The sequence below is a fragment of the Pectobacterium polaris genome, assembly GCF_002307355.1.
Lineage (GTDB): Bacteria > Pseudomonadota > Gammaproteobacteria > Enterobacterales > Enterobacteriaceae > Pectobacterium > Pectobacterium polare.
Genome location: NZ_CP017481.1, coordinates 3,203,671 through 3,217,546, shown reverse-complemented (window position 1 = coordinate 3,217,546; position 13,876 = coordinate 3,203,671). Strand labels below are relative to the sequence as shown.

Annotated in this window: 9 protein-coding genes; 1 reads left to right on the top strand and 8 read right to left on the bottom strand. The window is 52.9% G+C overall.

What is annotated here, in order from left to right:
- Positions 1 to 27: 27 nt before the first annotated feature.
- The 6 genes from BJJ97_RS14440 to cmoM all read right to left on the bottom strand — a co-directional run bounded on the left by BJJ97_RS14440 (position 28) and on the right by cmoM (position 10,346).
- Positions 28 to 576 (bottom strand): YcbK family protein, encoded by a 549-nt coding sequence (locus BJJ97_RS14440; protein WP_039481274.1) that lies wholly within the window; start codon positions 574 to 576, stop codon positions 28 to 30.
- 179 nt (positions 577 to 755) lie between these two features.
- On the bottom strand, positions 756 to 2,492 hold the full coding sequence (gene ldtD, locus BJJ97_RS14435; protein ID WP_095994384.1) for a L,D-transpeptidase: 1,737 nt from the start codon (positions 2,490 to 2,492) through the stop codon (positions 756 to 758).
- A gap of 436 nt (positions 2,493 to 2,928) precedes the next feature.
- Positions 2,929 to 7,368 carry a chromosome partition protein MukB gene (mukB, locus tag BJJ97_RS14430; protein WP_095994383.1) on the bottom strand — a complete coding sequence of 1,480 codons (4,440 nt, stop codon included), beginning with the start codon at positions 7,366 to 7,368 and terminating at the stop codon, positions 2,929 to 2,931.
- Between the two features lie 167 nt (positions 7,369 to 7,535).
- A complete protein-coding gene (mukE, locus tag BJJ97_RS14425) occupies positions 7,536 to 8,258 on the bottom strand; it encodes a chromosome partition protein MukE (RefSeq protein WP_095994382.1) in 723 nt (240 codons plus the stop codon).
- On the bottom strand, positions 8,239 to 9,564 hold the full coding sequence (gene mukF / locus BJJ97_RS14420; RefSeq protein ID WP_095699264.1) for a chromosome partition protein MukF: 1,326 nt from the start codon (positions 9,562 to 9,564) through the stop codon (positions 8,239 to 8,241). Before mukF ends, mukE begins: the two co-directional genes overlap by 20 nt.
- Positions 9,561 to 10,346 (bottom strand): tRNA uridine 5-oxyacetic acid(34) methyltransferase CmoM, encoded by a 786-nt coding sequence (gene cmoM / locus BJJ97_RS14415; RefSeq protein WP_095699263.1) that lies wholly within the window; start codon positions 10,344 to 10,346, stop codon positions 9,561 to 9,563. The genes mukF and cmoM overlap by 4 nt, the downstream gene beginning before the upstream one ends.
- 167 nt (positions 10,347 to 10,513) lie before the next feature.
- Here cmoM and elyC point away from each other — a divergent pair, with 167 nt between their 5' ends.
- Positions 10,514 to 11,362: an envelope biogenesis factor ElyC gene (elyC, locus tag BJJ97_RS14410; RefSeq protein WP_095994381.1), complete on the top strand. Its 849-nt coding sequence runs from the start codon at positions 10,514 to 10,516 to the stop codon at positions 11,360 to 11,362.
- Here elyC and BJJ97_RS14405 read toward each other — a convergent pair.
- Complete coding sequence (locus BJJ97_RS14405; protein WP_039481293.1) at positions 11,314 to 12,207, bottom strand: YcbJ family phosphotransferase; 894 nt, start codon at positions 12,205 to 12,207, stop codon at positions 11,314 to 11,316. The two genes, elyC and BJJ97_RS14405, sit on opposite strands and share 49 nt — an antisense overlap.
- 324 nt (positions 12,208 to 12,531) lie before the next feature.
- Positions 12,532 to 13,845, bottom strand: a complete 1,314-nt coding sequence (gene pelN, locus BJJ97_RS14400; protein ID WP_039481296.1) for a pectate lyase PelN — start codon at positions 13,843 to 13,845, stop codon at positions 12,532 to 12,534.
- Positions 13,846 to 13,876: the final 31 nt, after the last annotated feature.

The following is a 13,876-nucleotide window of genomic DNA, read 5'->3' as shown; positions in this document are numbered from 1 at the left end:
AAAAAAATTTAACGCTGTGGTAGCGAATTACCAGGTGCGGACGGGGCCGGTATCGATGTGAACGAAATCACTGCGTGGGTAGTAGCCAACGCCGCCGGCACGCATTTTCATCGCCGCTTTACGAATGTTAGCGAGTTGAACGCCTTCAATATGGAAATCCATCGCCTGCCCTTTCGTGTGGTAGCTCTGCTTTGCCACACCTCTGCTATGCGCGCGTAATTCGTTATTCGTATCTATCGCGCGATAACCAGAAATCAGCTGTACGGGCTTGTTGGTGCCCAACATGACCTGTAAGCGATAGAGCTGATCGAAAAGTTGAGGATCAATCGTTTTGACTTTATTGGCGCGATAGTCGCGGAAAAAGTGATTCAGGCGGGAAAGTTCTGACTTGTTATACCGTTTGCCATCAAAGAATTCCGTTTTCAGCAGCTCTCCGGTATTCAGATTGTTCAGCGTCAAAATTCGTGGTCGGGGTGTAGATAACGTCGCAAATGCCTGACCGGGAAGGAGTGCGATACCCAACGCGGCACCACCCAGTGCAAGCCACTTACGGCGATGATTGTCAATGTGATCCATAGAACAAGTACCCTGGCTAAAGAACGGTATAAAAGGAGGCACAAAACGTGCCGCCTTGAACCTTAACTGCCAGAGAAAAGTGAGTCAACCCGCTTTGCTTACGGGTTTGCGGGAGATCGCATCGATCCCCCGCAAAAACGATAAAATACCGATACCGCTAATGCCCGTGTTTTCAATACTTACTGAAGCAACAGCCCTGCTCTGGACAGCACTTTCGTCCCGGCACGAGCGGTGTCATCATAATTGTAAATATCTGTTCGGAACTGTGGTCTGCCATCTTCGGCCACCCACGCGGTCAGGTAATAGAGGTTGACCGGAATCCGATGTTTCATTGACACAAAGGTGGTATTTCCCTGATCCAGCGTGGAAGAAATACGGTTATTATTCCATCCCGCATCCTGCAATAGCATGCTAGCCAGTTCCGATGCCTTATTAACCCGCACGCAGCCGGAGCTCAGCGCACGGATATCACGCTGGAATAGATTGTGATTAGGCGTGTCGTGCAGATAAATCGCTTCTGAATTCGGCATATTAAATTTGTAGCGTCCCAGCGAGTTATTCGCACCTGGGGCCTGACGCAGGCGATAGGGGAAGCGCTCTGCTGAGACCATCGGCCAATCGATCATGGAAGGATCGATCGCTTCAGCATCCTGACTCCAGCCGGACAACACCGTGTAGCCATGGCGCTGTAGATAACCGGGGTCGCGCACCACTTTCGGAATGATGTCCTGCCGAGTCAGCGTCGTAGGAACATTCCATGGCGGATTGACCACGACGTTATACAGCGAGCTGCTCATCAATGGCGTTTTGCGTTTAGGCTGCCCAACAATCACGCGCGATGATAAGCGTTCAGCGCCATCTTGATAATAGATCAGTGAATAATTGGGGATGTTCACCATGATACCGGTGTGAACATTGTCCGGTAACAGGCGCAGACGCTGGATATTCAGCGCTAGCAGCGTTGCGCGCATTTGCGGGGACACATTGAGCCAATCGCGCGTACGCTTACCAATAACGCCATCACCCTCCAGCCCTTGCCAATGCTGGAAGCGTTTAACCGCGTCAACCAGTTCGCCAGTATAACGATCGTCGATAGCGGCGCCCTCGACCAGCGGAGCCTGTCCTGTCGATACTGTCGTCACTGCGGTATTTTCGTTAAATAGCGTAATGCTCTCCGTTGAAGACAGCATGCCAGTACGTTGCAGAATTTCACGCAGTACCGCCAGTTCCCGACTCTGCTGTTCCGGGCGCAAAGACTCCGCCAGATTCAGGCTCGGCCACGGGCGATTGTCCGTCAGCATGGTCTTCAGCGCTTCATGCATTTTGGCGTATTGCGAATGCTGGGGTGCCAGCGAAACGACATAAGCCGCGCTGGTGCCGGATTTCACGGCCTGTTGCCATTGCGCAACGATATTGAGCGCCGGTGATTGCAGACGGTAAGGTACGCTGCTGTACAGCCAGTCGTTACCGCTGCGTTCTACACCCGAGACGAACTGCAAATAGCCCAGCATCGCATCCGATAGTACGACATCACGCGCAAATCCGGTCAATTGCGGATCGGTCAGCCAGGTTACCCACGTAGTGAACTGCGGCTGTACGCCAGCTATCGCCAATTCGGCCAGCTGTTGTTGAAACTGTTGAACCGCACGGTTATCTGCCCACATAGGTTGCATCTGATGTTGGGCATAAAGCGATGATAAATCAGAGAGATAATGTAACGACATACCGTGCGGCAGCGCGGCCAGAAGCCCTGCACGGCTATTTTCTACAGACACCACGCCCGAGCTTTGCGATAAGCCGGATACCACCGTCGGAGATGCTGCCAGCACCGAAAACGAAGGAGACAGGCTTCCGACCCAAATACAACCCACGCGTAACAGCAGCCTGACCATTTTTCGTTTATGTAACAACAACATCCATTTATCCCCTGTACTCATTAATCACTATGCTTTCACGACAATCCACGTTGGATATGGAAATAACAAACCGAATTCGCTCGTATACGGTCATACTGGCGTAAGCACATTCTTTAGGTTTTCTTGTGTAGAAAATGAGAAAGAATGAAATATGATCATTTTTATATCGCGTCCGTTATTACGGTACGCCACCTTGCAACATAAAACCGCAAATCCTTCTACGGTCTGTAATCGCTTCATCGTCAGTATATAAAGAGAAAAATATTTTTGCTTCTTCTTCTGGTTATTATCTTACGCGTTTGATGAAGCTATTCGTATTCAACATTCCCTTTACGCAACGCTTTACGAAAAAAATAAAGCCGCTTAAAAAAGCGGCTTTATCATTATAGAGGAAAATAGCGGCAAGGTTTACAACGATAAAATTTACCGCTCCCCGCTATGAGGCTTGCTCTTGTGTCTCTGGCGCTTCCGTTCCGAAGCCACGCAGCCCGACCACATGGACGTGCTCGTTGTTCTGGTAGACTTTACGCACCAGCTTATAGGTGGTTCCCTTCTCGGGGCTGATATTTTCCGGTGCAGCGATGACCAGCTGCATTTCCAGACGATCGCAAAGCTCGAACAGCGTCGCGATCGACTTGGCATCCAGACGCGCCGCCTCATCGAGGAAGAGCAGACGACACGGAATAATATCTTTGCCACGCAGGCGCTTCGACTCTTCTTCCCAGCTCTGTACCACCATGACCAGAATCGACATCCCGGTTCCGATGGCTTCCCCGGTCGACAGCGCCCCACTTTCTGCTCGCAGCCAGCCATCCGCGCCACGGTTAACCTCAACTTCCATTTCAAGATAGTTTCGGTAATCCAGCAGCTCTTCACCGATGGTTTGCGGCGTGCGCTGTCCCATATCAATTTCAGGATTCAGGCGCTGATACAGTTTTGCCAACGCTTCCGAGAAGGTCAGACGGTTGCTGTTAAACAGATCCTGATGCATTTCCTGCTGTTCGGACAACACGTTGAGTAGCGTGGTATGCGTTTCGCGCACGTTAACGTTGAGGCGAACACTCTTCACCTGACCAAACGCGACCGCTTGCAGCCCCTGATTCAGCATCCGAATACGGTTCTGCTCACGCTGGATCGTTTTACGGATGATGTTTGCCACGCTACGAGAGCTGATGGCCAGCATCTGTTCACGCGCCGTCAGTTCTTCAGTCAGGCGGTTAAGCTCGATTTCCATCTGCTCAATGGCTTCTACCGGATCATCGGTGCGAATAATATCCTGACGGATACGCTCGCGCAGATGCTGGTAAACGGCGATATAGAACTGGATTTTGCGTTCGGGCCGCTTCGGATCTTCCGAAAGCCGCAACACATCGCGCAGATGTTCGTTATCCGCAACCGCCAGACGCAGCGCACCCAACGCCTTATCCGACATGGAACGCAGTTCATCGCCTTCCATATATGCGAGTTCACGACGGTGCAGACGACGCTCGACGCCGTTGTCTTTCACCAAACGCATGACGGCACACCAGCCGGCTTTCGCCGTAACAACCTGCTCACGCATCTGGTGATAATCACGTTCCAGTTTGCGCAGTTTCTTCTGCAAACTGTCCATTTCTGCTTCACAGAACGTAATCTGTTTTTCCAACTGATTACGCCGCGAGCGGTTGGTGCTTAATGCCGCATGCAGCTCATCACGGCGCTGACGGGCGCGCACTTCGGCATCAGCGTCCGCACGTACACCGATATCCTGAAGCTCTTGCGTCAGTTCCTTCAGCATGTCCTGCTTGGCATCGTAAGAGCTTTTCAGCGATGCCTGAACCTGGCTGTACTGCGTCAGCTGTGCCTGATGCTGACGTAGCTGTTCACGTGCTTTTGTCCGTTCTGCCTCAGCCTGTTCCAAACGATGGCGCAGTTTGTCATTCAAGCCAGCATTCTCACCCAGCATTCCAGCCGAATCGGCATAGCTGAAGTGCGCGCGACGCTGCACCACCTCAGTCAAAGCAAACGCCTGCTGTTTTGCCTGCCGCTGTGCGTTCTGCGCCTGCGTATAATCTTCCTGCAACTGCTCATGCTGCTGCGGATCGCTTTGCAGGACAGAAACCAACGGTTCCAGCTTAGCCAGCGTTGTACCGTGCTGCTGAATGAAGCGAGCAGACTCTTCGGTTTCATCCAATTCCGCACGAATCTCTTCCACGCGATCCTGCAATGTCTCATCACAAAGCAGGCTAATGCGCGGAATCAGTTTATTCAGCTGTGCGCTGGCTTCTTTCGCTTGTTCGTACTGCTGACGCTGCTGCTGATTTTCGCCATCAAAGCTGGCCATCGCACGATCCAGCTCGCCGCGACGGGAACTGAGCGTACGGATTTCCACTTCGGGATCGTCATCAAAAACGACTGCCAGATGGGTACCGATAAAGCGACCAAAAGACTGGTGCAGGCGCTGCGTTTTCTGCACGTCAAACGACAGCGTTGCGTACTGTTCCGCCAGCGCTTCGCGCTCATCACGCAGGCTTTCCAGGCGCATTTCCCGCGCGGCGCGGCCAAACAGCGGCACCTCAGGGAAACGAGAATAACGCCACTGACGCTCCGCGACTTTCACCACGACAGCACGTTCCAGCTCGTCAACGGCAAATACGCTGTCATCAAACGACTGTGGGTCCCCCTCGATCAGATACAGATCTTCAGGACAGTCTTCGAGACCAGCAAGCTGATCGCGCACCAGCGAGAGATCGGACACCACAATCGCATGGCGGGAAGGACCATAAAGCGCCGAGAAGTACGGCGCATCATCCAGTGTCACATCATCATAAATTTCAGACAGCAGCACGCCGCCAAAACGTTCCGCCAGCGCGTTCAGGCGCGGGTCTTCTGAACCGCCAGGCTGGCTGAGTCGCTCAACCTGCGCTTCAATCTGGCGTTTGCGGGCGGCGATGTCATCACGTTCAACCGTAGTTTCACGCTCGCGCTCCAGCAGTTGCTGCATGAACTCCGTTACCTGACGGCTATCTTCAAACGTTTCGCCGCTCTGCTCGCTCAACTGCGTCAGCATTTCCTGTGCGGCCAGCCAGACTGGCGCTCGCGCCGTCAGCTTCTGAATGCGCTGCTGGGTTTGCTCCAGCTCTTGGCGTAGCGCCATACGGCGCTCGCCCGCTTCTGCCACCAGCGATGACAGCGTTTCGATGCGGGCATCAAGTTCTTGCTGGAGGGATTCCAGCTCTTCCGGTTGATAATCCTGACCGTTGCGTTTGCTGAAATCCTGCAATAACCGCTCGGCATCCTGCTGTTCGCGTAGGCGCTGTTCCAACTCAGACAGACGCATCCGCAGCGGCTGTACCCGCTCCGCCTGATAGCGTTGTGAAGAGCTGTCACGCAGCAAATCGCGCGCAACCTGCCAAGCTTCGTTGCGATTCACCGCACCGGCAATCTTAGTCACCAGTTGATAGGCTTGTTCAAACTGGCCGTGCGCCGCATCGGCCACGCTCAGTTTCTGCTCCAGCATCAGCAGAATTTCTGTCGCTTCCTGCTCTTTCGCCTGATAGCTGTCCAGCCACTCATCCGCATTGTCTGCCGTTAAATCTGGCAACTGACACAGCGTGCGGGCACGTTCCAGCGCCTGCTGAGCCTGCTGGTACTGAATGGCACGTGTTTGCTGCACGTCCAGCGCCTGCTGATAATCGGCAAGCTGGCTTTTCAGCTCATCCACTTCCAGCTCGGTCGCATCGGCGCGTTCTTCATTTTCCGCCTGCTGCTCCCGCGCTTCTTCCACCACCTCGTTCTGTTCTTCGAGGCGATAGCTCAATTCTTCCAGGTCGGCGTTATAGCGCTCGATTTTTTCCTGCTGGCGCATGGCGGTCTGCACCAGATTCAGGTGATCGCTGGCCGCCTGATAATCTGTTTCCAGATCGCCTTCGGCACCACTCTGCTCCGCCAGTTCTCGCGCCATTTCTACATGGCGATATTGCTCGCTCGACAGTTGCTTACGGCTGGAGAACAGGTCACGACGCAGTTCCAACGCCCCATCCAGATGAATACGGCGCTCATTGGCGTGCCGCATGTAGTCAGCAGCAACATAGGACGTCGCTTCAGAGATCAGGTGCTTAAACAGATCGCGATCGGACTGAGTAACGCGAATCGCTTCCAGCGTCATGCGGTTTTCACGCAGCGCCGCTTCCATATCCTGAAACGCTTTACGCACGCCGCTATTTTCCGGCAGCAGGTAGTCACGCAGCGAGCGAGTAATCGCACTGGAAATACCGCCGTACAGCGAAGCTTCGATCAGACGATAGAACTTACTGCGATCGGAAGCAGAACGCAGGCGACGCGGCACCACGCCCAAATCAAACATCAGCGAGTGATAGTCGGTGATGGAGTTAAACTGCTTGAACTGAACGCCTTCCATCTCCTCGACGCGATCTTTCAGCTCCTGCAATGAGAGCACGCGCGCCTGACGATCGCCGACCACCTGCGTCAGAATTTGCGTCGGCTGTATCGCCGTCGGTAATCCCTGAATGGTAAAAGGTTTGATATCGACTTTACGGTCGCGTCCTGCAACCTGCTGGAGACGAACCCCAACCAGCACGCGCTGATGACGCGAGTTGACGACATCCAGCGTGGAGTAGCAGACGCCGGCGCGCAATTTACCGTGCAGGCCTTTATCGCGCGAACCGCTGGTGGCACCGGCTTCGGTGGTGTTCCTGAAGTGCAACAGCGTCAGGTCAGGGATCAGCGCCGTAATAAAGGCGGCCATCGTGGTGGATTTCCCAGCACCGTTACCGCCGGATAGCGTGGTAACCAGTTCATCCAGATCGAAGGTGCGGGCGAAAAAGCCGTTCCAGTTGACCAGCGTTAGTGAGCGAAATTTACCGCGTTCAATCATTCCTGTTCATCCTCAACACGTAGAGCCCATCCCAGTAGGCGTTATTGGTGCAGTCAGTTTGGACACGGACAGCGCGCAGAAACCGGAGCGTACACGTAGCACGTGAGGATTTCGAGCACTGCCCAGGTTCAAAATGGCAAATGAAATAGCTCTAATGGGATAAGCTCTTATTCATCCTCGCCCGTTTCTGGCGCGGTATCATCGGTGCGATCATTGTCGTCGCTGTCATCTTTCAGCGACAAACTACCTTCAACAGGCATCGCTTCACCATCGCGAATCATGCGTAGCTGTGCTTCGCGGGCATCATCGCCGCTGCGCACATCAGCTCCGAAGCGGAACACCGATTCAGTAATTCTGAATTTGCTGCTGTCATTGCCCATAAAGTAGATCATGCCTAACCGACGTAAGCGGTTAAGCGACGTTCTGACTTTTTCCTGCAATTTTTGGCGATCCAGATCGGAACCGGTAGAACGCTGGTTAACCAGCTTCAGCAGTTTGCTTTCATCCGCCAGACTCAGCAGCTCTTCATACAGCTCCTGCTGGCTGAAAATGCCTTCGTGCGCCAAACGCTCTGGGCTCAGATAGAGATAGCAGAGAATTTTCCCTACCATCATATCCAGCTCAGACAGTACCGAGCGCGGGATCAGCGTGGTAGAACGCGGACGCAGATAGAAGAATCCTTCCGGCGCGCGAATCAGCTCTACGTTGTAACGGCTGTAGAACTCTTCCAGCACGTCCTGGAAATCCATCAAAAATACATGGTTCTCCAGTTCTTCAATGCCAACATGACGCCCGGCGCGCAAGTGGCTGTCCAGCGCAGGAAAGAGGTTATTCGACAGCGCGGTTGCCAGCTTCACTGGCATAAATTGTTCAATATTTGTCGATGACATGGGCCTGTACCTTGGCTCCGTAATCATTGATCGCCTGCCACAATGCAGGCAATCCGGTGAAATCTGTTTCGGCTACGCCCAGACGTACTGCCTGGTCGACCACGATTCGGGCAACATCAAAATGCCGCGAGCGAGGATGCTGCGCGAGGTACTCACGCATCACTTCACTCAAATCCAGCGGAATCTGTTGCGCTTTATATTTATGCAACGCCTGCTCGACTAGCGCGATCAGCTGCTCGCGCATTTCACTAAATTCTTCGTATTCCAGTTCCGGCGGCAGTTCACCGGTGACTTCTTCACTACGCAGCGTCAGTTCTTCGTCGCGCATATCCAGCAGGCGATCCGCGTTGGCGAACGTCAGCGCCCAAGGGCTATCGAAATAGCTCTGCACCGACTGACGCAACCGCTGGGCAAAGACGCGGTTTTTATCCATATCAATCGCGGTACGGATAAACTTATGTACGTGGCGGTCGTAACCAATCCACAGATCTATCGTCTGCTGTCCCCAACTCACAATGCGGTCGAGTTTGTTTTGCAGGTCAAACACCAGCTTGTCGACAAACTCCAGATTATGCGGATTATTCATAATCGCATCCTGAATGCTCAACAGGCTCGTCTGCAATTTGTCGCCTGCGGCTTCCAGCGTATCCTGTAGCTCACGCAGCGTCGATGACGTTTCCGTCAGCAGTTGTTCACAGCTACTGATCGCGGCTCGCCAGTCCTGATTTAACAGCGCGGCGATATCATCTTTAACGCCCTGCTGCTGCTCATCCATCACACGCTGTGACAGATCGATACTGTCAAAAATTTCTGCAACGGAATATTTCAGTGGCGCAAATACGTTGCGGTGCCAGTGAAATTCATCGCCGTCTTCCTCCGCCGCATCGGCTGCGCGACTGAGTTCTTGCGCCACGATAGAGAGCTGCATGGAAAGGCGCAGCGTCGAGAACTCACGCTGCCGAATGTAATAATCGGTAATGCCAATCCCCAGCGGCGTCAGACGATAAATCGCATTACCTTCGGCCTGCTCGCTGGTAAAGCGGTTAAGCAAGCGCTGGCGCACCAGATCGTTAATCGCGTTATTGGCGCGAAGGGTAATGGTTTCGTTCGTCTGATCAAATCCCTGACTCACATGACGGAAGGCATCAATCAGCTCACCTTCACTCATTTCACCATCCATGCGTTCGCCGTTAAGCGTGGCAATCGCCATCAAAAACGCCAGGCGTTCGGTGGGAAGGGAAATGGAGAAATCGTTTTTTCGTGCCCAGGCGACCAGTTCGGGTACAGTCTGGGAAAAATCACTCATAATGCATCCTTCAAATGGGGTTTATGCGCCATGACATGGATATAACGGCCCAAACTCACAAAAGGCTCTTGCCGACAATACCGCTGTTCAATCTCCAGAATGTCGTCAAATTTCTCAACTTGCTGCTGTTTGTTTTTCAAGTAGTCATGAAACACGCGCACGCCCGTTTTCCCGCTAATGGTCAGCCCCATCTCATCAAGCCAGCCGTACACGTCTTGCGGGTTCAGCGGGTGATCTGGCGAGAGCGAGCGCCGTTTGCCCTTAGGCATTCCGGCCTGAACATAATCAAAGTTGCCCACCACCATGTTACGCATCAACAGCCCATGATGGTTATAGAACATCAGGGACAATGCGCCACCCGGCGACAGGCTATCGTACAGTGTTTTCAGCACCTGCTGCGGTTGCGCGACCCATTCCAGCACCGCATGGAACAATATCAGATCGGCGGGGCTATCCATATATTGCGCGATATCCTGTGCGGCACACTGCACAAAACGCATATTATGGGTAACGCCCTGCTCCGCTGCCGCATTTTTGGCGCGCTGAATCATCTCACCGGAAACATCGCACAACAATACCTGATGTCCTAAAGCCGCCAAACGACAGGCCATCTGCCCTTCACCGCCTCCCGCATCAAGGATGCGCAAAGGCCGTGCCGGGAGTCGGGTCAAAAGATCGCTAAGATCCTGCCACAATACCGCCAGCCGAAGTCTCCCCTTCGTCGTGCCATAGATATTCTGAGCAAATTTTTCGGCGATATCGTTAAAATTGCGATCCTGCATCAGTCATTGTTCCGCATCATATAAACGGGGATCTCGTGCAGGACATGTCTGCGCGATGCGATTTTTTTCCAGCCTGCCATTTTGGCACAGGCTGGCTTAGAATAAATGGCCTTACCGCATGATATCTTCCCGGATGCGGTTTTTTCACTCAAAAGGAATGCAATTTTATGCTTTTCACACTCAAAAAGTTCGCCGGTGGCCTTCTTCAGCCCCTGCCATTGCTATTACTTCTGATGGGTGTTGGTCTGTTGCTGCTTTGGTTTACCCAGCGGCAGCGCACGGGAAAAGCGATAATATTAGCCAGTTGGCTGATGCTTATTCTGCTCAGCCTACAGCCTGTTGCCGATCGACTGTTGTTACCACTGGAATCACACTACCCAACCTGGCGGCCAACGCCGCAGACGAGCAAAGCCGAATATATTGTCGTGTTAGGCGGGGGATATACCTATAACGCGGAATGGGCACCCAGTTCTAATCTCATCAGCAACAGCCTCCCGCGCGTCACGGAAGGCGTTCGCCTTTATCATGCCAATCCCGGCGCAAAGTTGATTTTTACCGGTGGAGCCGCACAGGGTAACCCTGTTAGCAGTGCGAAAACCGCGGCGCTGGTCGCCGAAAGTTTGGGTATTCCCCAGCAGGATATCGTCATTCTGGATACGCCAAGAGATACGGAAGAAGAAGCGGCTGCAACCGCTAAGATTGTTGGCGATCGCCCTTTCTTGCTGGTGACCTCAGCCAACCATTTGCCTCGCGCCATTCGATTCTTCCAGACTCAGGGGTTAGCGCCGATTCCTGCGCCAGCAAATCAGATGGCGATTACCTCTGCGCTTAACCCGTGGGAAAAAGTATTCCCTTCCGCTTACTATTTATCGCACAGCGAACGAGCCTGGTACGAAACGCTCGGTCGCCTCTGGCAGGCACTGAAGGGAACCTCGGCAGCACCCCACGACGCGGAACAACCGCAGGCTCACTCCAACCAGGGAGATAGCTCTCGGGAAGCCACATCAAATAGCTGACGGTCTAGCTGTCCCGTGTGGATATAGCGGGAGACGGCTTCCCAAATGACATATAGCCAGCGCCGGTAGACAAAGGACTCTGATACTGGTGCCTGTTTCAGATAGTGATAAAGCAGCTGCTCCGGCATACCGGATTCACAAAGCCGGAAGAGTTCATACTCTCTCGGTGCCCACAGCATCATTCCCGGATTGATCATTGCCAATAGCTGATCGCTACGTGCATCCTTCAACATACTGCGCAGCGACAGGTTACCGTGAACCAACACACAGCCATCTTCGAAATCGTCAAACAACATCTCTAAGCACTGGCGCGAACGATAAAGTACGCTCCGATCCTGCTGCGTAAGCTGCGGCGCATTGACATTGAGCAACGTGGACCACAGGACTTCCAGACGCTGTTGGTACCAGCTGAACCAATCATTGTCCTGCGTACTGTCCACGGAACCGACGCAGCCATGGCTATCAATTCGGTGCCAAGCCAATACATTCTCAACAATTTGGTCCATCAGCAGCGTCCAGCGCTGGCCGTTTCTTGGCGGCGCTTCCACCGACACGCCGCGCAAGCGCTCAATCAGCAGCAGTTCCCGATAAGGCTGCTGTTGCGTCAACACCAGTCCATAAACGGTTGGCAAACGTACGTCGCCTTCACGCGCCAGCATCGAAAGTTTGTAGGCTTCCTGCTGCGCCACGCCCTGACAAACATAACTTTTAGCCAACAAAGGCATCGCGTTGCCTTCTTTATCATACAAGGCATACAGATCCGCATAGGGCTGTTCGCTTATGCGCTCAAGCCGGCTGAGGCTTTCCCCCAACACCGTACTGAGTTCCGATTTCAATTGTTCCATAAACGGCTATACCTGAGTTGAGCCAAATAGCTCCATTCACCATGATGCGGCGAGCGGATGACAAATACTTCAACGCAGATCAAATATACTCGTCATACTTCAAGTTGCATGTGCGTTGGCATCGTTCAGTCACCCGAATCACTTACCTATGTAAGCTCATCGGGATTCCTTCGCTTGCCGCCTGCCTGAAACTCGAATTATTTAGAGTATAAGCGAGGAGTAATGACGGCAGGCGCACGCTCTGTTGAGGTTGTTGCAGCGATATTCCCTGCTCGTCAGCAGGGAATATCGTGAGTGACAGGCTAGTGCGTTAACACACTGCCATTATTCGCGTTCGAAGGCACCCAGGTCTGGGGCTGAACCTTTGTAAGGTAGTTTGACATCCCCACCCTTGTTGATCAGCGCACTGCCTGAAGCAAGACGCAGGCTCTTCAGTACTGGCAAACTGCCGTCAGCCTGACGCGGTGCGTCCCATCCGGTCACGGAAACGCTCTCGAAGTCAGAATCTGATACCGCAATTTTCAGATCCCACGAGTTATAGCGCATGTTCGCGCCATCAGAGAACGACAGGTCTTTCCCACCGTGAGAAACGTTGTTGCGTAGCGTACCCAGCCCAATCGCTTTTCCGTTTGCATCGATGCCGCGGATATTAAAGTTCGGGTTATTTTTATAGCCCGTGTTGTTGAAGAAATCGTTCGCTACCGGATGGTGATTGGCATAAAAACCGGCCGCTTTATTTAAAAATGCAACCGAGTTACGCACGGTATGTTTCACCGCATTCGCCACATAAACGCCGCCGTAGCCACCGATTTTAAAACCATTGCCGTTACCCGCAGCCAGTGATTGTGTCGTCCCCGGTAAATAACCGTGTGACCAGGCCCAGGAATTTTCAATCAATACTGGAGAATAGGCATTAATTAAATCGAAGCCATCATCCGAGTTTGACCATGCCCGGCAACCGCGGAAAATATTACCCGGTTGGTTAGCTGGGATATGCGCACCAAAACCATCTCCGCTTTGGCCAGCACCATTAGAGGTCAATGGATCGTAATTATGGTGAGAGTCACTATTCAATACCAGGTTATTCCCCCCACGCTGGATGAACAGCCCCGTTCCCATAATATGGTGAATATTCAACTGCTCGAATATATTATTGCTGCCCCTTATCCACACACCCCAGGACTCATGGTTAAGGTTATTACGCTGTGGGACACCGGTTATTTCCAGTCCTTTTACGGAAACCCAATCTGCAACGACGTTGAACCCTTTAACTCGGCAATCATCCTGCATCTGGCTGAAATCAAAAATCGGCACTTCCCCGCTAGATGCCCAATACTCAATACGCTTACCTTCAGTGCCGCTCTTACTCAGCGTAATCGCATTCACCACATCGGTACGCGTCGTACAGACGTTTAGCCCTTTGGTAAACACGTATTTACCGCCACGGATCCACAGGCGGTCGCCAGGGTTTAATGTTTTCTGTGCGCGGTCGATTGTTTTCCAGGGGGAATTTTTACTGCCGTTATTCGCGTCGTTGCCGTTGGGGGCCATGTAATAAACCGCCGCGCTGCTGCCCGCGGCAGCCCCCATTAACATACCGCCGAGAAGAATTTTTGCGATGTAACGTTTAGCATTCATATCATTACCGTCCTTAGTTGAAATAACAAAA

Coding starts and splice junctions, on each gene's coding strand:
- BJJ97_RS14440 (WP_039481274.1), bottom strand. CDS start 576: ATGGATCACATTGACAATCATCGCCGTAAGTGGCTTGCACTGGGTGGT.
- ldtD (WP_095994384.1), bottom strand. CDS start 2,492: ATGTTGTTGTTACATAAACGAAAAATGGTCAGGCTGCTGTTACGCGTG.
- mukB (WP_095994383.1), bottom strand. CDS start 7,368: ATGATTGAACGCGGTAAATTTCGCTCACTAACGCTGGTCAACTGGAAC.
- mukE (WP_095994382.1), bottom strand. CDS start 8,258: ATGTCATCGACAAATATTGAACAATTTATGCCAGTGAAGCTGGCAACC.
- mukF (WP_095699264.1), bottom strand. CDS start 9,564: ATGAGTGATTTTTCCCAGACTGTACCCGAACTGGTCGCCTGGGCACGA.
- cmoM (WP_095699263.1), bottom strand. CDS start 10,346: ATGCAGGATCGCAATTTTAACGATATCGCCGAAAAATTTGCTCAGAAT.
- elyC (WP_095994381.1), top strand. CDS start 10,514: ATGCTTTTCACACTCAAAAAGTTCGCCGGTGGCCTTCTTCAGCCCCTG.
- BJJ97_RS14405 (WP_039481293.1), bottom strand. CDS start 12,207: ATGGAACAATTGAAATCGGAACTCAGTACGGTGTTGGGGGAAAGCCTC.
- pelN (WP_039481296.1), bottom strand. CDS start 13,845: ATGAATGCTAAACGTTACATCGCAAAAATTCTTCTCGGCGGTATGTTA.